The 17,814-nt window shown below is 62.6% G+C and carries 19 protein-coding genes; 14 read left to right on the forward strand and 5 right to left on the reverse strand.

The window, feature by feature from the left end:
* Together AC1Y2B_RS01885 and AC1Y2B_RS01890 are read right to left on the reverse strand one after the other, a co-directional pair.
* Positions 1 to 1,455, reverse strand: coding sequence for a glycosyltransferase (locus AC1Y2B_RS01885; RefSeq protein ID WP_482251352.1), 1,455 nt, complete (start codon positions 1,453 to 1,455; stop codon positions 1 to 3).
* Between the two features lies 1 nt (position 1,456).
* A complete protein-coding gene (locus tag AC1Y2B_RS01890) occupies positions 1,457 to 2,776 on the reverse strand; it encodes a nucleotide sugar dehydrogenase (protein ID WP_482251353.1) in 1,320 nt (439 codons plus the stop codon).
* A 602-nt stretch (positions 2,777 to 3,378) separates the two neighbouring features.
* On the opposite strand from AC1Y2B_RS01890, the gene AC1Y2B_RS01895 reads away from it, so the two are divergent.
* From AC1Y2B_RS01895 to AC1Y2B_RS01905, 3 genes are all read left to right on the forward strand, one after another.
* A complete protein-coding gene (locus tag AC1Y2B_RS01895; RefSeq protein ID WP_482251354.1) occupies positions 3,379 to 4,224 on the forward strand; it encodes a CE1 family esterase in 846 nt (281 codons plus the stop codon).
* Positions 4,225 to 4,611: 387 nt separating this feature from the next.
* Positions 4,612 to 4,959, forward strand: a complete 348-nt coding sequence (locus AC1Y2B_RS01900; protein WP_482251355.1) for a bactofilin family protein — start codon at positions 4,612 to 4,614, stop codon at positions 4,957 to 4,959.
* A 276-nt stretch (positions 4,960 to 5,235) separates the two neighbouring features.
* Entirely contained in the window at positions 5,236 to 5,712 is a 477-nt protein-coding gene (locus AC1Y2B_RS01905; RefSeq protein WP_482251356.1) for a universal stress protein, read from the forward strand.
* Between the two features lie 347 nt (positions 5,713 to 6,059).
* On the opposite strand, the gene AC1Y2B_RS01910 is transcribed toward AC1Y2B_RS01905, so the two are convergent.
* Both AC1Y2B_RS01910 and AC1Y2B_RS01915 read right to left on the reverse strand, forming a co-directional pair.
* Positions 6,060 to 7,418, reverse strand: a complete 1,359-nt coding sequence (locus AC1Y2B_RS01910; protein ID WP_482251357.1) for a sensor histidine kinase — start codon at positions 7,416 to 7,418, stop codon at positions 6,060 to 6,062.
* Entirely contained in the window at positions 7,405 to 8,082 is a 678-nt protein-coding gene (locus tag AC1Y2B_RS01915) for a winged helix-turn-helix domain-containing protein (protein WP_482251358.1), read from the reverse strand. The genes AC1Y2B_RS01910 and AC1Y2B_RS01915 overlap by 14 nt, the downstream gene beginning before the upstream one ends.
* A gap of 178 nt (positions 8,083 to 8,260) precedes the next feature.
* Between AC1Y2B_RS01915 and AC1Y2B_RS01920 the strand changes: the two genes are divergently transcribed.
* The 10 genes from AC1Y2B_RS01920 (at position 8,261) to AC1Y2B_RS01965 (ending at position 15,524) form a co-directional block, all read left to right on the forward strand.
* Complete coding sequence (locus AC1Y2B_RS01920) at positions 8,261 to 8,644, forward strand: hypothetical protein (protein ID WP_482251359.1); 384 nt, start codon at positions 8,261 to 8,263, stop codon at positions 8,642 to 8,644.
* Between the two features lie 28 nt (positions 8,645 to 8,672).
* Positions 8,673 to 9,470 carry a COG4705 family protein gene (locus AC1Y2B_RS01925; protein WP_482251360.1) on the forward strand — a complete coding sequence of 266 codons (798 nt, stop codon included), beginning with the start codon at positions 8,673 to 8,675 and terminating at the stop codon, positions 9,468 to 9,470.
* 163 nt (positions 9,471 to 9,633) lie between these two features.
* Positions 9,634 to 10,452: a COG4705 family protein gene (locus AC1Y2B_RS01930; RefSeq protein WP_482251361.1), complete on the forward strand. Its 819-nt coding sequence runs from the start codon at positions 9,634 to 9,636 to the stop codon at positions 10,450 to 10,452.
* Between the two features lie 68 nt (positions 10,453 to 10,520).
* Positions 10,521 to 11,120, forward strand: coding sequence for a phosphatase PAP2 family protein (locus AC1Y2B_RS01935; protein WP_482251362.1), 600 nt, complete (start codon positions 10,521 to 10,523; stop codon positions 11,118 to 11,120).
* A gap of 265 nt (positions 11,121 to 11,385) precedes the next feature.
* Entirely contained in the window at positions 11,386 to 11,799 is a 414-nt protein-coding gene (locus tag AC1Y2B_RS01940; protein WP_482251363.1) for a flotillin domain-containing protein, read from the forward strand.
* A gap of 414 nt (positions 11,800 to 12,213) precedes the next feature.
* Positions 12,214 to 12,789 (forward strand): type 2 periplasmic-binding domain-containing protein, encoded by a 576-nt coding sequence (locus AC1Y2B_RS01945; protein ID WP_482251364.1) that lies wholly within the window; start codon positions 12,214 to 12,216, stop codon positions 12,787 to 12,789.
* A gap of 104 nt (positions 12,790 to 12,893) precedes the next feature.
* Entirely contained in the window at positions 12,894 to 14,075 is a 1,182-nt protein-coding gene (locus AC1Y2B_RS01950; RefSeq protein ID WP_482251365.1) for an acyl-CoA dehydrogenase family protein, read from the forward strand.
* A 126-nt stretch (positions 14,076 to 14,201) separates the two neighbouring features.
* Positions 14,202 to 14,390, forward strand: coding sequence for an MmgE/PrpD family protein (locus tag AC1Y2B_RS01955; RefSeq protein ID WP_482251366.1), 189 nt, complete (start codon positions 14,202 to 14,204; stop codon positions 14,388 to 14,390).
* Between the two features lie 13 nt (positions 14,391 to 14,403).
* Complete coding sequence (locus AC1Y2B_RS01960) at positions 14,404 to 14,685, forward strand: hypothetical protein (protein WP_482251367.1); 282 nt, start codon at positions 14,404 to 14,406, stop codon at positions 14,683 to 14,685.
* The gene (locus tag AC1Y2B_RS01965; RefSeq protein WP_482251368.1) at positions 14,682 to 15,524 is read left to right on the forward strand and encodes an HTD2 family dehydratase; all 843 of its coding nucleotides are present in this window, start codon (positions 14,682 to 14,684) and stop codon (positions 15,522 to 15,524) included. The genes AC1Y2B_RS01960 and AC1Y2B_RS01965 overlap by 4 nt, the downstream gene beginning before the upstream one ends.
* Here the strand turns inward: AC1Y2B_RS01965 and AC1Y2B_RS01970 are convergent.
* Positions 15,521 to 16,477 carry a LysR family transcriptional regulator gene (locus tag AC1Y2B_RS01970; protein ID WP_482251369.1) on the reverse strand — a complete coding sequence of 319 codons (957 nt, stop codon included), beginning with the start codon at positions 16,475 to 16,477 and terminating at the stop codon, positions 15,521 to 15,523. The two genes, AC1Y2B_RS01965 and AC1Y2B_RS01970, sit on opposite strands and share 4 nt — an antisense overlap.
* A gap of 127 nt (positions 16,478 to 16,604) precedes the next feature.
* Between AC1Y2B_RS01970 and AC1Y2B_RS01975 the strand changes: the two genes are divergently transcribed.
* Positions 16,605 to 17,753 (forward strand): CaiB/BaiF CoA transferase family protein, encoded by a 1,149-nt coding sequence (locus AC1Y2B_RS01975; RefSeq protein WP_482251370.1) that lies wholly within the window; start codon positions 16,605 to 16,607, stop codon positions 17,751 to 17,753.
* The last annotated feature ends 61 nt before the right edge of the window (positions 17,754 to 17,814 follow it).

Below are 17,814 nucleotides of genomic sequence, written 5' to 3' on the forward strand. Positions count from 1 at the left end.
TCAAAGAAGGCCAGAGACGAGCGTGACACCCAGCGTGAGCCAGCCCAGCGTCAGAACGTGGATGAAGGTGGATATGCGGTCCGAAACGGTGACAGCGCGGGGCCCCCCGCTGGCTTGCCGGGTCCAGCGCTGGCGATCCAGCCGGAACAGGACGAAGCTTTTGACTGCAGCGCCCATGATCTGCCCGAAGTACAAAAGGAACGGGTAACGGATCGGAAAGGCCGTGCCGCGGAACATCGAAAGGGCAAGGCAGAAGACGTAGCGGGTGAAGAGAACCCAAGCCAGATAGGCGACCAGGATCGCCGGCCCAGTGACAATCGCAGTCAGGGCCACGCCCAGGGGTCCGGCCAAAGTGGTCCAGATCGTGACGCGTTGGTCAAACAGCGACCACCAGGTGAAGGCCCCGATCCGTGACACCGGCAGCGCCAGCGCCCTGCCGTTGGTGCGCATCATGTTGCCATACCAGCGCACCATCAGCGTGGTGGCCGAGGCGACGAAACCCGGAAGCGGCTGACGCTCCATCGACAGGGTGCGGACGTCGGGCAGATACAGCATCCGATAGCCGGACTTCAGCAGCCAGAACCACGTCGACTTGTCGTCTCCGGTCAGGAAATTGACCCGGCCCAAGCGCCAGTGGTCCAGATGGTCGCTGTGAACCTGGGCGATGAAGCCCGGATCGGTGGCAAGGTCGGCGCGAAAGACCGACATGCGCCCGGTCAGCGTCAGCACGCGCCCTGCCAAGGCCATCGAGGACATCAGCACATGGCGCTGCGTGAATCTCAGGGCGAACCAGTCGCGGAAGGCCGGAGCGTCGGGGATCTCGGCCTGCTCGTCGGTGGTCAGGGCGCCGACTGTCATGTCGCTGAACCACGGGGCGGATTGCGCGATGATGTCGTCGGGCACGCAGCTGTCGCCGTCGACAAAGATCACGATGTCGCGCCAAGACGGCGCTTGGCCGGCGATCATCTTCAGCCCCTTTGCCAGAGCATCGCGTTTGCCGGTGCCGGCGATCTGGTCCAGCAGAAGGCTGACCCCGGTCATGTCGACCCGCATCTGGGCGAAGATCGTCCGGATCAGCCGCGCATCGGCTCCCTCGACGACCGAGGCTATGACACTCGCCCCGCCGGTTGCCTTGGAGGCAGCCAGGAAGATGGATTGGTAAACCCGGGTCGTCACTTCGGGTTCGATCTTGAAGCTGGTGACCAGGAAGAACGCATGGGGCGCCGTCTTGCGCGCCGCATGCAGGGCCAGCACCCGGCGCTTTGCCCGGGGGAAGGCGACGCGCTGATACCAGACGGCACGCGCAAAGTTGGTGCCCGCCCAAGCATAGCGCCAGATGCCGATGGCCCCCAGCACGAAGACCGCCCCATGCGCCTGCGACAGGGCCGCCTGCGGGATGGCCAGCGCCACCAGCACCAGCACTGTCAAATAAAGGGTGTGACCAAGGATCTGCATGTTACCAGCAGATGCCCTGATAGGTCCCGTGTGAGACGACGCCGGCCTGCAGCCGGGCCAGATCGACCATCGGATGATCATCCATCACACGGCTCAGCGGCCCGGTCGCCTCGGCATAGCTATTGCCGACCAGAATGACACCCGCGCGGTCAATCAGCGCCTCGATCGTCGGCACCATGCGGTTGCGCAGGTCCGGCACCACATCATTGCCGCGCCCCGAGGCATCGGCGTCCAAAGCATGGGCAATGCTGACATTCGGGTCATAGACCTGCACATCCAGACCCTTGGCAATCAGCCGCGCAGCCAGTTCGGCCAACGGGCTTTCGCGCAGATCATCAGTGCCGGACTTGAAGCTGATGCCGACCAAACCGACCGCATGCTGCCCTGTGGCCGAGACCATCTGTGCCGCCCGCCCGATCTGTTCCTCGTTGGCTTGCAGCACCGCCCCCATCAGCGGGGCCGCGATGTCCTTGGCCCATGCCAGTTGCCGCAGGGCGCGCACGTCTTTGGGCAGGCAGGAGCCGCCAAAGGCAAACCCCGGCCGCATGAAGTGGGAGGAGATGTTGACCTTCTCGTCGCTACACAGAAGCTTCATCACCAGTTGGCCATCCAGACCGCAGGCCTTGGCAATGTTGCCGATCTCGTTGGCGAAGGTCACCTTGACCGCCCGCCAAGAGTTGGACGTGTACTTGACCATCTCTGCCGTGCGCAGATCAACCTCATGCGCCACGCAGGGCATGTCACGATTCAGCAGGTTCAGGAGCGCAAAGGTCGGCTGATCCAGCGCGCCGAAGACAATCAGGCCGGGGTCGTAATAATCGGCAATCGCAGTGCTTTCGCGCAGAAACTCGGGGTAGTACCCCACGCCGAAATCGACCCCGGCCTTCTTGCCCGAAGCGGCCTCCAGCAAAGGCACGCAGACCTGTTCCATGGTCCCCGGCACGATGGTGGACCGGATGATGACCGAATGAAAAGTCGCCTTTAAGGCGATTGCGCGGCCAATGATGCCGCACACCTCTGTGACGTATGCCAGCCCGACCGAGCCATCGCGGTTCGAGGGGGTACCGACGCAGACATAACTGGCATCGGTGTCGCGCACGGCCACATCGGCGTCCAAAGTCGCGGTCAATGCGCCCGCAGAGACTGCCGCCGCGATCAACTGCTCCAAACCGTTTTCCACAATGGGCGAGTGGCCTGCATTGATCATTGCAACGCGGTCAGGAACAATATCGACCGCCACAACCCGGTGTCCGTCCTTGGCCAAACAGGCCGCAGAAACCACGCCGACATACCCAATCCCGAAAACCGAAATTCTTGCCATCACCTACCACTCCACACTGATAAACATACATATTTCGCCATTTCTGGCTCTTCGCAGGACGATCAACAAGCAGCCCGCAAACCTTTCCCGTTCACCGCCAATAGGGGTGTTGCAGTGCCAAAGTTGCGGCATTGTCGATTTTAGGATCGGAGGGCTTGGCAGCCAGCGGACAAACCTGCGTTCATCATGTTCAACATTGAAGCATTATGCAGTCGCAGAAACTGATCCATGTATACAGCCTGTGTCATGATTAAGCATTTTCACGACCTCAAAGCGCTCGAATCTGGCAATTCGCACGGTTTTCAACCTTGGGCTGGGTCGGCATCAAGCGTGCGCCGTCAAAGACCGAATCGATTCTTACGCTTTGGCAAGACCGCACGCGGCCAAGACATCACACGCCAGAGTTGAGAGGAAACTTGCAAGGGCGCAAAGATCTGTCGGGGCATTTCAGGCACACAACTGCCGTGGACAACCGCTCTTAGATTCATCGGACGCTGCAGCGCAAACCTGCGGTCCTAACCTGTGATGCTAACAGCGCATCGGCCGCGGACTATGTTTTGCCAAGATGTGTAAGGTAAGGTGTGGTCATGTGGCGTCTTTGTATGTTGGCTTTGTTTTTGGCAGGTGGACAGGCGGTTGCCGAACAGCAGACGGTGTTCATTGGAAACCGGTCCTATCTCGTTGATCTGCCAGCCCACCCAACCGGGGCCATGATCATCGGTCTGCATGCCGCCGCCAGCACGCCAACCGAGTTTCGCGACAAGACCGGCCTGAGCACGCAAGCATTGCCGAAGGGTTATGCGGTGATCTATCCGCAAGGCACCGGCACCCCACACCATCTGTCCTGGAACGGGTTTTACTGCTGTGGCTCTGCCCAGGTCGACCGCGTGGATGACATGGGTTTTCTGGATAGCGTCATTGCCGACGCGGCCGCGCGGTTCGGGCTGGACCCGGGCAAGGTCTATCTGACCGGGATGTCAAACGGGTCCGTCCTGGCCGAGACCTATGCCGCAAGGCACGCAGACCGCGTCAAGGCCGTGGCCGGTGTCGCGGGGACAATCGATCTGGGAAGGACGCGGGCCGCAGCAGTACCCTTGCTGCATATTCATGGCCTTGCCGACACGATGGTCCCCTATGGTGCCACGGGTGCAGAATATGGAACCAAGCACGTTCGGTCACCCTTTACCTCGGTACCCACTGAAATCGCGGCCTTTCTTGCGGCATTTGGCCCGTTGCAGCGAGCCTCTCACGAGATTAACCGCGTCTCGGATGGGACGTCTATCACAGAGGATGACTATGTTGACACGAACGGCCGCACCGAGATCCGACTGTTGACGATCACCGGCGGGCAACATGTCTGGCCAGCGCCGGGCCGCATGGGCTTGGGCAACACGCAGGAAATTTCAGCCACCACCGAAGTCCTCCGCTTCTTTGACGAGCATCCGTGACCCGAAATCTGGCTCGATCAGCCGAACCCGTCCGCCCAAGGCGATGAACCAGCTCAATCCTATCGCGGTCAAAGGACGCGTTGGTAAAGCCCAACCGCCGCTCTGGAACGCTCGTTCCATCTGGCCACGCGGTGATGGCAGGGTGGCTCAGATGGCAATCGGGCGGGTGCGTTCGGCCAACGACGCGGTGGTGGGTGGCGCCCTTTGGCATCCGGCAAACCGGCTGGCGGTTTGCATTTGCGGGCGGCGCCCGATTGACCGGCCTTTGGCGGCACTTGTTTGCCGATATGGCACGGAAGATCGCCCCGTCATTGACGCCGCCGCGACTTCGGGTCCTATGCAGCACAACAATTCAAACAAGGTGAGCGACAGGCGATGGGCACGGAAATGACGGTGACGGATTGGCCGATTGCGGCATCAACTGGCGCAGCGCGATCGCGATTGGCCGAAGATTTGGACATTGACGGCGACGTCAGTTCCGCAGGCCCGATCGATATTCTGGGCCGGATCACGGGCACGGTGCGGGCGCCGGATGTTCTCATATCGACCAGCGGCCATGTTGTCGGTCAGGTCACGGCACTTCACCTTTCGGTTCTTGGCACCATCGACGGTGCGATTGCCGCGAAATCAGTGTCCTTGTCCGGTTCCTCTCGCGTTCAGGCGGACATCACGCATGAGACGATTACCATCGAAACCGGCGCCCAGTTCGAAGGAAGCTTGAAGCGGAAATCCTAAGTCCCTGCCGGGTCCGGCAGGTTCAAAGGTCAGTCGGCGGGCAGGCTTGCCCCTTGGTGCCGATCGGGTCGGCCATCGGCCGGGCCAAATCGTTCTGCAGACCTTGCAAGGGCCGTTGCAAAAGCCTGATGGCGCACCGGGCATCTGGCGTGGACGCTGAACGCGGCGGTTCTGATCTGCCCGGCGGGGAAAACCGCCGGGTCGCAGAGCGTATGGCACAATCGGGAGCGGAGCGTGCTAGGGTGATCTCATCAACCAGCTGACGTGGAGGGCTCAATGTATCAACACATCCTTCTGGCCTATGACGGCACGCTTGAAGGCCGCCTCGCCTTGCGGGAAGGCGCCCTGCTTGCCAAAATTACCGGGGCCAAGGTGACCTTGATGGCGGTGGTCGAAGATGCCTACAGTCTTGGGCTCGCCGTCGATCCGATCGGCGCCTACATCCCGCCAGATCAGACCGCATCGTTCCAGAAGGTGCTGGACGAAGGCATCGAACGGCTGACCCGCATGGGTTTGTCCCACGAAGCCCGGCTGGAACGGGGCCAACCCACCGAGAGGATCTCTGCCGTCGCCCGAGAGATCGCGGCGGATCTGGTGGTGGTCGGCCATCGCCGTCAAGGCGTTGTGGCCGGATGGCTGCTGGGATCGGTCACCGCTGATCTGACCAACAGCCTGCCATGCAGCCTGCTGGTGGCGCGCAAGGAGATCGCCGACGAGGTGCTGTTCGCCAAACGACAAGAGTTGGCAGGCTGAACTATTCCGCCTCCCACGGTCCCTTTGGCAAGCGCGGCAAAGCCTGGCCGGGTCTGACAGGGCTTCGCCGCTGGATCCGCCCCCAAGTTGCAATCCCCCCGTCGCACCAGCGACGGAGATCGCGAGCTTGAGACGAACGCTCGCAACCATGTGGTCCGCCTGTTTGACCCGGTTTTGCTGGCGGATTTGTGCAGACTAGGCGCGATCTTCCAACGTGTTGTCATCCTTGGCTGTCAGGTTCCGAATGTCTCCCATTGTCAAGCACACCTCGGGCACACGTCCCGGCGGATGAAGCGGCTTGTCGAAACTTGAAACGTCGAACGGCTGTGGCGGGGGGCTAACTGCTGTCATTTCCCAGCCGGGCGGAAGTTCAGGGTGACCTTCAGGCCGGGTTCCGCGTCGGTCAAAGACAAACCCGCATCATGGACCTCTGCCACCGCCTTGACCAAGGCCAGTCCAAGGCCAGAGCCCTCGGTGGTGCGACTTTTTTCCAGCCGGTACAGCCGCCGCAATACGTTGTCGCGTTCGGCTTCCGGAATGCCGGGACCGGTGTCTTGCACCGAAGCGCGGATGCGCGCCGCATTGGCTTCGACGCTGCAGGCGATGGCCGTGCCGGGCGGGCAATGACGCAGGGCGTTTTCGATCAGATTGGCAAGGGCTTGGGTCAACAAGTCCTTGTCGGCCTCGATGAAAGCCGGTCCGGGTGTCTGGCACGTCAGGGTCATGGCCGCGTCCTCGGCCACATCGGCATAGACTTCAACGACCGCCTCAAGCACGGCGGACAGATCAAGACGTCGGAACTTCTGGCGGACGGTGCCGGCCTCAATCTGGGCGATGCGCAGAAGGGCAGAGAACGTCTGGTCAATCGCATCGCTTTCCGCGAGGGCAGCGGCAAGATCGGCGCTGGCAGGCTGGCCTTTGGCTTCGGCCTCAGCCGCAGCCTCGATCTTGATGCGCAGACGGTTCAGGGGAGAGCGCAGGTCATGCGCGATATCGGCGCTGACTTGCCGCATCGCTTCGACCAACCCGCCGAGCCGGGCAAGGGTGTGGTTGATGGCGCGAAAGATCTGGTCCAGATCGTCGCCCTTGGGGGAAACCGCCAGACGTGCCGTCAGGTCACCCAGCGCCACGCGGTGCAAGGTCGCCTCCACCGTGTTGATCCGGGCCTGAATGCGGGCAGCAATCAGGGCGCCCGCGCCAATGGCCGCGATCAGAACGCCAAGCGCGGACCAGCCAAAAGCGCCAAGGCTGATCTCGGCCAGATCATCCAGATCGGCGTCGGTGAGGCCGACGACGATGGAATAGCCATCCACCGAGGCGGCGAAGATGCGGTAGGGATAGTCGGTCGGCACGTGCAGGCTGGCGGCATCGACCGTGGACCAGCCCGGCTTGAACCAGATGTCGGGGATGCTGGCGGCCAGAACCTTGCCATCCGGCCCACGCAGAAGGTACACGGTGGCAAAATCGGGGCTGGCCTTGATGCGGGTGGACACAGCCTCGACCAGATCGGTTTCATCACCAGATTGGCTGGTTTCCTGCAAGGCCGTGAAAATCTCGGTCACGCGGGCGTCCTGCCGGGCCACCAGTTGTTGGCGCAGCAGGCTGTAGCCTATGGCTGACGCCAGCACGAGCGAGGTCAGCACGAACAGGGTCACCCCCAGCGCCAGCCGGAAGGCCGTGCGGCGCATCAGGTCAGCGGGGCGCATGCAGCATGTATCCGGCGTTTTTGACGGTGTGCAGCAGCGCCACGTCGAACGGCTTGTCGATCTTGGCCCGCAGCCGGCTGATGTGGGTTTCCACGACCGAGGTCTTGGGGTCGAAATGGAAATCCCAGACCCGTTCCAGCAGCATCGTGCGGGTGACGACGCGTCCCGCGTTGCGCATCAGAACCTCCAGCAGGGTGAATTCCTTGGGCAGAAGGTCAATCATCTGGCCGCCGCGCCGGCTCTGACGGCGCATCATGTCCAATTCCAAGTCGGCCACGCGCAGGACTGTCTGTACATCCTGAACCGGAGGGCGGCGGGCCAACGCATTCACCCGCGCCATCAGTTCGGCAAAGGCGAAGGGCTTGGTCAGATAGTCGTCGCCGCCCGCCTCAAGCCCTTCAACCCGGTCGTCGATGCCGCCAAGGGCGGTCAGGAACAGCACCGGAACCCGGCCGCCCGCAGCCCGCAAGGCGCGCACCAGCGACAGGCCGTCGAGGCCGGGCAGCATGCGGTCCACGACCACCACGTCGTAAGCCTCTCGCGTGGCCTGAAACAGCCCGTCCTTGCCATCTGCCAGCACATCACAGACATGCCCGGCCTCAGTCAGCCCGCGGGCGACATAGGCAGACATGGACAGGTCATCTTCGATCAGCAACAGGCGCATGGTGGGCTTTCTGCGTCGGGGTCAAGCATTTCGGACATACGGCCTCACGATGGCAGCCATCTTTCGGTCAGCTTACAGATTTGTAAGCCGGCTGACATCTGCCGGTATGGCGGCCCGCCTATCCGTCATCCCAAGATCAGGGCGCAAGATGCCCTGAATGACCCAATCGGAGAAACAGATGAAACAAATCCTGCTGGCCACCGCCCTGATCCTGGCCCCGGTCGGGGCCTTCACCGCGTTTGAGATCACCTTTGTCGGCTATGCACAAGCGGACGCATCCCTGGGGGATCTGTCGCCGATGAAGGCCATTGTGGCGGATGTGCAAAAGATCGTGGCCACCGGCGATTTCGCCGCCGCCGCGACCCGCATCACCGATTGGGAAACCGCTTGGGACGATGCCGAGGCCGGCATGCGCCCCTTGAACCCCGACGCCTGGAACAAGATCGACGCCGCCTCGGACGCGGCCCTGAAGTCGTTGCGCAAAGGCACGCCCACCGCCGATGTCGTCAACCCTGCCCTCGCCGCCCTGATGGCCGCGCTGGACAACCCCACTGGCAAGTAAGGCTTCCCCCTTTCAAGGATAGATCTGCATGACAACCATCCCCTTTGCCAATCCGACGGCCCCGGGTTCCAAAGCGCCGCTGAACCGCGTGCCCAAGGTCACCGTCGATTTCTGGCTGATCAAGCTGATGGCCGTGACCATGGGCGAGACGGCTGCCGACTATCTTGGCGTCAACCTTGGCCTTGGCCTGACCACGACTTCGATCCTGATGACCGCGGTTCTGGTCGTGGCGCTGGTTCTGCAATTCCGCCAAAAGCGCTATGTGCCGTGGAGCTACTGGTTGGCCGTGGTGCTGATTTCCATCGTGGGCACATTGGTGACCGACAATCTGGTCGACAACTTTGGCGTCAAGCTGATCACGACGACCTGGGTCTTCACGCTGGCCCTCGCGGCAACCTTCGCGCTTTGGTACCGGGCCGAGGGGACGCTTTCCATCCATTCGATCCTCTCGACAAGACGAGAGATCTGGTACTGGTTGGCGATCCTGTTCACCTTCGCCTTGGGTACGGCGGCGGGGGACTTGGTGTCTGAACAGTTCGGCCTTGGCTATTTCAGCACCGGCATCCTGTTTGGCATGATCATCGCGTCCCTGTCGGTGGGCTATTTCTTTCTGGGGCTCGACCCGATCCTTGGCTTCTGGCTGGCCTATATATTCACCCGACCCCTCGGCGCCTCGATCGGCGACCTGATGTCCCAGCCGCACGAATACGGCGGCTTTGGCCTTGGCACGATCATCACCAGCGCGGTTTTCCTTGCCACGATCATCCTGATCGTAGCCTACATGACCGTCACCCGAGAGGGCGAAGAGCTCGCGGTTGAGGCCTGAAAGCAAAAGCGCAGAGAACCGAGGACCAACCTTCAGGATAGGTCAGGCTCCTCTTCTGCGTTGTGGGCTTTTCCGGCACCGCAGGCCTATACCGCAGCCCGACACCTGCCGTCGGCGCCAACCCAGCTGGGGGGGCCGCCGCTCTTCATCGGAGAACAGTTTCTTGATCCCTCAGACACACTATCCCAAGGCGGGGTCATTTGCCCTGCCGAAAGCGATCTTGAAGGTGCCGCAGATCACCGTGATGTTCTGGGTCATCAAGATCCTGACCACCGGGATGGGCGAAACGACATCAGATTTTCTGGTGCGGCAGATGGGCCCGCCCGTGGCAGTGGCCCTTGGGTTCCTGATCTTTGTCGCGGCCATGGTCGTGCAGTTCGTGTTCCCCCGCTATAATCCTTGGGTTTACTGGGCTGCGGCGCTCAGTGTCAGCATCTTCGGCACCATGGCGGCGGATGTCCTGCACGTCGGTCTTGGCGTGCCCTATGTGGCCTCTACCGTCTTCTTTCTGGCCACGCTTGTCCTTACCTTTGCGGTCTGGTTTCGCGTCGAGGGCACCCTGTCGATCCATTCCATCACCACCCGTCGGCGCGAGGTCTTCTATTGGGCAACCGTGCTGATCACGTTTGCCTTGGGCACCGCAGCAGGCGACATGACGGCCAGCAGTCTGGGCCTTGGCTACTTCACCTCGGGCCTTGTGTTCGGCGTGATCATTCTGGTTCCGGCCCTGGCATGGTGGCAGATGGGTCTGGCCGAGGTCCCGGCCTTCTGGTTCGCCTATGTCGTGACGCGCCCGCTGGGGGCATCCTTTGCCGACTGGATGGGCGTCAGTCAGGCCCGCAGCGGGCTGGATTGGGGCACGGGGCCGGTCAGTCTGGTTCTGGGCTTTCTGATCCTTGCTGGTCTGGGATATCTTTCGTGGACAGGATCTGGGGCTCAGCCACCGGCCTCTGTCGAAGGGACACGGCAGTCGGGCACCTGAGACGCAGCAAGATCGCCAGACGGTGATCCACGGCTGCCACGCTGCTGATGCAGGAAAGAAGGACCACGATGCCGGACATAGACACTGCCGCCTTCCTATGGCTCACTGCGGCCCCTCTGTCCGCAGGCTGGGTGGTGAGGCTTGCGCTGATTCTGGCCAGCGCTGTTGTGCCCTTGGTCATCGCGGGCCTTCTTGCAGCATGGGTGCGGGCGCGGTCAGGCTGGCGCCCTGCCCTCCTCGATGCGGTTGCCGCCGGGGTGCTTGGTCTGGGGTGCGTTCAGGTCATCGGCTGGATCCACTACCGCCCACGCCCGTTTGAAGCGGGTCTTGGGGCCAATCTGCTTGGCCATCTGCCAGAGAACTCTTTTCCAAGCGATCACGCCACGCTGATGTTCGCGTTGGCGTTCGCGTTCGTGGGTGCAGCGCCCCTGCGGCTGGCGGGGCTTGCGCTGTTGGCACTTGCGCTGTCCGTGGGTTGGGCGCGGATCTTTCTTGGGGCGCATTATCCCTCTGATATCCTCGGTGGCGCGGTTCTGGCATTGCTAAGCGTGGGTCTGGTGACCTTGTTTCCCGGCCGAGCCAGGCTTTGGTCCTTCTTGAACCGGCTTTACGAGGCCCTGCTGATCCGCCTGCACATGCCACAATCGCTGTTGCCACGCGGTCGCTGACACCTCTGATGCCTTTCATGAAACCCGACGCATCATCGCCCGCACATGAAACAAGCCAAGACCCTTCTGAAACGGATCGCCGCGATGATCGAGGGGGCAGCCCCGCCCGAACCTCGCCAACGATTTGAATGCCTTTGAACGGTCAGTCACCGAGGCGACACTGGCTTTGATCGATGACGGCATCGACCAAAGCCATGAGGAAGCCGTTCTGACGTGCAAAACCCGGTCAAACCAGTTTAAGGCTTTGTAGCCACCCCCTCTGCGCATGCGGCCGGACATCTCTCGCGCGGGGATCGGACCGACGCGAAACTGCCGCAGCGCGATTTACGAACACCTCGTCCAGACCCTGTCGCAGATCATCCCCGAGCCGTTCAAACCGGTGGGGAACATCGAAAGCATCAAGATCCTGCAAATCGATGGCCTGCACGGCCTCAACAGCCCGTCCGAAACCAGCGGGATTGGCGGCGGCGGGTCGGGGAACCTGTCCGATCAGGTGATGAATTCGGCCATGAAATACTGCACGCATTTCGCCTTCGTGGATGCGCCGATGGAGGGAACCGGCCTGCCGCTGAAGAACCTCGGGTCCGCAGACGGCACGTCCTGCCGCATCTTCCTGCCGGGGCCAAGTCCACCAAGGACAACGATTGAGGAAGGTGTGACCCATGTGCCCGTCAGATGATCCCCAACCCGAGGCGCAGGACCGCACCGCCGTCCTCAGCGCCGTGTGGCTGCCCGCCGGTCTGGTGGCCTTGGGCATGATATATCACGGCTTTGCCGGGGCGGGCGGGGCTTGGCTTCGGGCGGGGTTCGTCGCGCTTCCGGTGGGTTGCGCGCTGCATGTGAACGTAAGCGCACCATTTGAGGCCACGTTCACGGCCAAGGAAGCAGCGTTGTCCTTTGTGCTTTATGCCGCCGCAGGTCTGGCCCTTGTTCTGGCAGTGCTGCTGCAATCGGGCGTTGCCGAGACCTTTTTCCTGCCTGTGGCTGCAGGCATTGCGGAGGCAGCGGCAGCGGTCGTTTTCTGCCCTGTGACCCCTTTCTGGCCGCCTATACCGTATAGCCCGCCGATTTGCCGGCACCGGGTTGCCTGTATTTGGGCATCGCGGCACGGGTGGGGCGCAATCTGGCTTTTGGCGCGGTCTGGATCGTGGCCGGCTTGGGCGGTCCTGCGCTGCTGATCGCAGCGCCGGTGCTTGCCGCCCGCACGGGTGCAGGTCTGCCCAACCTCGCCGCCACCATGGCCACGATTGAGCCCTTTGCCGGCACGGCGGGCTCTGGTCACCTCCCACTCCCGGTCAGACAGCACCCGATCTTGCTGGGACAGGCGCTGTGCCGACAGCTGATCTTGCCAAGCGCCATCCACCAGTTTCGCCGCATCACCGACAGCATGGTCAAGGCACGCGGTCGGTCCCCGGCGCTGGCGCTGGCGCTTGACAGTCTGACCATGGTCAAGGCAATGCTTGGCCATCCCAAGGACGCGCTCTCGGCTATCCTGCCCTGCCAATCGGTGCGCGAGGATGTGGCGCGCGGTCGCTTCCACCTGCGGATGATCGACGACCCCGACATGTCCGCACCGTGGCCTTGCCGGAGTGGGCAGAGGCCGGGGCTGACCGACCAGATCCCCTCCAGCACTGCCGAGATCCGCGCCACACTGGAAGCGGCCCAATGACCCCTGGCCAGAGCCCGAACCGCTAGGGGCAAGACCGGATTGCTATTACCCAAGTGCCGCTGGCCCTGCCAGCATAAGGCGCAGTCAAGTTCAGGAAGACCACCATGACAAGTTTCGATCCAACTGCCGAATATGCCGCCATCCGCGAAGGGGTTGCGCGGGTCTGCGAAGGTTTTCTCGGGGCATACTGGCGCGATCTGGACTCGCGTCGGGCCTATCCGACGGATTTCGTCAATGCGCTGATCCGCGAGGGATATCTGGCGGCAATGATCCCCGAGGAATACGGCGGATCGGGCCTGAACCTGCAGGCCTCGGCCGTCATCCTTGAGGAGATCCACCGCAACGGCTGCAATGCCGCCGCCTGTCACGCTCAGATGTACACGATGGGCACCGTGCTGCGGCATGGCAATGCCGAGCAGAAGCGGCAGTATCTGCCCGGCATTGCCGATGGACGTCTGCGGCTGCAGGCCTTTGGCGTAACCGAGCCGACCTCTGGCACCGATACGCTGGCCTTGCAGACCACGGCGCGGCGCGAGGGCGATGAATACGTGATCAACGGGCAGAAGATCTGGACATCGCGCGCAGAATATTCCGACCTGATGGTGCTTCTGGCCCGCACCACGCCGCGCGATCAGGTCAAGTCGAAGACCGATGGCCTTTCGGTCTTTCTCGTCGACATGCGGGACCATGTCGGCAAGGCGATCACCATCCGCCCGATCCGCACCATGATGAACCATGCCACGACCGAGGTCTTCTTCGACAATCTGCGGATCCCGGCAAGCGCCCTGATTGGCGAAGAGGGCAAGGGCTTTCGCTATATTCTGGCCGGGATGAATTCCGAACGCATCCTGATCGCCTCGGAATGCATCGGGGACGCGAAGTGGTTCATCCGCAAGGCAGCCGACTACGCCAAAGAGCGGGTCGTCTTTGGCACGCCAATCGGCAAGAATCAGGGCGTGCAGTTCCCGCTTGCCCGCGCGCAGGCGCACATGATGGCTGCTGAGGCGATCGTCTACAGGGCCGCTGCCATGTACGATTCAGGCCTCAATCCGGGCGTGGAGGCGAACACCGCCAAGATGCTGGCGGCGGACGCCAGCTGGGAGGCGGCCGAGGCTTGCCTGCAGACCCATGGCGGCTTCGGCTTCGCCGAGGAATACGATGTCGAGCGCAAGTTCCGCGAAGCGCGGCTCTATCAGGTGGCGCCAATCTCGACCAACCTGATCCTGTGCTACATCGCCGAACAGGTCCTGGGCCTGCCGAAATCCTATGGCGAGTCGAAGGCATGACGCTGAACCATCTTCTGGACCTGGCGATGCTGACGGCCGGGAATATCCCAACCTCTGCCCGGCAGATGGCGCGGTTTTCGCTTTTTTGACTGGATGGTCTGCGGACAGGCGGGAATTGGGGAGCCCTTGGCGAGCGTCCTGCGGACCTATGTGGCGACTGAAGGTGGACGGCCTGTCGCTTCGGTCTTGGGCGGGGCGCGGGTTCCGGAAAAGGCGGCGGCGCTGGTCAATGGCGTGACCAGCCATGCGCTGGATTATGATGATACGCACTTCGGCCATGTCGGGCATTCCAACCGCGGCCGACCGGACTTATAGGGATGATTTGGCGATGGACCCGTCGCTGGCCGGGTTTGCAAAAAAGATCACGGTGACAGGAGATGCGTCGGTGACGGACATGCAGGCGGTGGGTGAAGTGACGCTGACCGATGGCAGCATGGTGCCTTTCGTGCATGACCTTTCTGCTCGGCTTGGCGGCGCAATTCTGGAAACCAGTCTGCGCGCCAAGGCGCAAGGCTTGATCGGCGACGAGGCGGAGGCTTTGTGGAAGATGGTGACCGAACTTGACCGCCACGGCGCGGCCGACCTCGGCAAGGGGTTGCAGGCGAAATGAGCGATCCGTTGGACTGGACCGGACGCGTCTTTGAGCGGGCCGAGACAATCACCCAACGGCAGGTTGACGGATTGGCCCTGACATTGGCCGGCACTTTGGCGCCTGTCCCGATGCCTCCCGGCCTGCATTGGTGTCTTGTGCCCGATCTGGCTGGACCGCAGGACCTTGGCCGCGACGGCCACCCCAGATGCGGCCTTTACATGCCCGATCTGCCCGGTCTGCCGCGACGGATGTGGGCGGGGGGGGAATTGGCAATTGGTGCTCCGCTTCAAACCGGCGACACAGTGACCCGCACCAGCACAATTGCCGAAATCAACTTCAAAACCGGCAGCACCGGGCCCCTGGGCTTTGTCACGGTACTGAACCTTTACACGGTGGCGGGCGAAACCCGGATCACCGAACGTCAGGACATCGTCTACCGCGAGGACCCCAAGCCCGGCCAAGGCGCCCTACCCCCGCGCACGGCGCAGGACTGGCCCGCTGCGACCCGTTGGCAGATCACGCCCGACCCGGTTCTGCTGTTTCGCTATTCCGCGCTGACCTTCAACGGGCACCGCATCCATTACGACATGCCCTATGCTACTGATGTGGAAGGCTATGCCGGATTGGTGGTGCATGGCCCCTTGCAGGCAACTTGGATGCTGAACCTCGCGACCACGATCTTCGGTCAAGTGCCAGCCAAGTTCCGCTATCGTGGCGTGGCCCCGCTGATCGCGGGCATCCCCGTTTCGATTGAAGCCCGCCCCACGCCAGAAGGATTGGAGCTGCGGGTGCGACGCGAGGATGGCGTCGTCACCATGCAGGCTATGGCCTGCGCCAGCCAGAGCGTTTCGCGCTAGCTCAGATCCTCGTCCATGCCGCGGGCCAGACGCCCCTCCCAGATGCCACGGCGGACCAGATCGCGGGCAACCCCCAAGGTAATGCGCTCCACCACGCGGCAGGCGTTGGTCATGGGATAGACGGGATTGCTGACCAGATGCACAGGGCGCGACATCACCGGTTGGATGATGCGGGATTTCACCAACTCGCCCCGCGCCACAAAATCGTAGGCGGCGGCCGGGGCGAAGATCGTATAGCCCGAACCACGCGCCACCAACTCCTTGATCTGGGTCATCGCGTCCATCTCGATCACAACGTTCAGCGGAATGTGGTGGCTGGCCGCATGACGCTCGATCGACTTGCGCAAACCATGCGACGGCGAGGGCAGGATCAGGTCCAGCCCGGTCAAATCGGCAAGGCGCACCGGCGCGCCGGGAGGCGTCTTCAAAGGCCATCCATCGGGGGCGGAAAAGAAGCAGAGGTCTTCGTCCAGAATATGGGTGGCGCGAAAATGCCCCTTGCCATCAAGATCATAGAGAAAGCTGATGTCGACTGTCTGATCCTCCAGCCATTCTTTCAGAAAGCCGCTCATCGCTTCGGTGGCTTGCAGGCGGACCGCAGGATATTCCACCCGTACCGTCTCGGCCAGCGGTACCGACATCACCATCGACACCGACGGCGGCATGCCGAAGGCGACGGACCCGCGCACCACCCCGCCGGCAGCTTTCATCTCTTCGATGCAATCCTCCAGACTGCGGACGATGCCACGGGCCTTGCGGGCCAGCAGACGGCCTTCCTCGGTCAACTTGATTCCTTGAGGCGACCGGATGATCAGCGAGACACCCAATTCCTCCTCCAGTTTGATGACGTGCTGGGAGAGCGAGGGTTGCGCCACATGCAGCCGCTGTGCCGCCGAAGACAGCGAGGGCTCTTCGGAAATGGCGATGAAGTATCGCAGGTGCCGGATGTCCATGTCCCGTCCCGTTGGGGTTGCGGCGCAGAGTTAGGCGTCAAAGTTCTGGCCTGTCAAGGAAAGCGCTATTACCCTTTCAGCCTGTGGCTGGATACCCTCGAGAGGGACCAAGGGGAGGAGCCTGCCGATGGGGGATCTTGACGGAATATTGGTGGTGTCGCTGGAACAGGCGGTTGCGGCCCCGCTTGCAACCTCGCGTCTGGCAGATGCGGGCGCGCGGGTCATCAAGGTCGAGCGGCCCGAGGGCGATTTTGCCCGGGGCTATGACACGCTGGTGCATGGTGAAAGCGCCTATTTCGTCTGGATCAACCGCGGCAAGGAATCGATCTGCCTTGACCTGCGCCAGTCCGCAGATCTTGACCTGTTGAAGCGGATGATCGGGCAAGCCGATGTCTTCGTGCAAAACTTGGCGCCCGGTGCCGTCACCCGCTTGGGCGTTGGCCCCGAGGCGATGCGGGCGGCGCATCCTGGCCTGATCTATGTCTCGATTTCCGGCTATGGCGAGGATGGGCCGTACCGCGAGCAGAAGGCCTACGACATGCTCATTCAAGGCGAAAGCGGGTTGTTGGCCGTGAATGGCACGGCAGAGGGGTCTGCGCGGGTCGGGATTTCGGTCTGCGACATCGCCGCCGGAGAGACGGCGTTTTCAGGTGTGCTGCAGGCATTGATCGCGCGGGGGCGCACGGGTCAGGGACGGGCGATCGCGGTCTCGTTGTTTCACACCATGGCAGACTGGATGAACGTGCCCTATCTGCAGACTCGATATGGCGGCAAGGCTCCGGCCAGGGTCGGGCTGCGGCATCCCTCGATCGCGCCTTACGGAGCGTTTGAATGCAACGATGGCCGACAGGTGCTGTTGTCGGTGCAAAGCGACCGCGAATGGGCCGCCTTTGCCGACAAGGTGCTGGGTCAGCCAGCCTTGGCCACCGATGCCCGCTATGCCCGCAACGTTGATCGCGTGGCGCATATGGCCGAGGTCGAGGCGCTGATCGCGCCAATCTTCGCCGGCATGGGGCGCGAAGAGGCCGTGGCGCTTCTGATGGCTGCCGGCATCGCTTGCGGCAGGCTGTCGACGATGGAGGATATGGCCGGCCATCCCCAAGCCCGCCACATCACGGTGGAAAGCCCTACGGGCCCGGTCAAGATGATGGCTCGCGGTTTGCGGCACGGCAACCGGGAAGCCGTCTTGGGCCCGGTGCCATCCTTGGGCCAGCAAACCGCCGCGCTGCGCGTGGAATTCGCCGCCGAGTACCCAGCGAAAACGGCACGGCCATGATCAGCCCGATGTCTAGGCAAGCCGGGCTGTTTGTTCCGATGGGGACCGAAAAGCACCTTGC

Source organism: Stagnihabitans sp. (genome assembly GCF_964946895.1).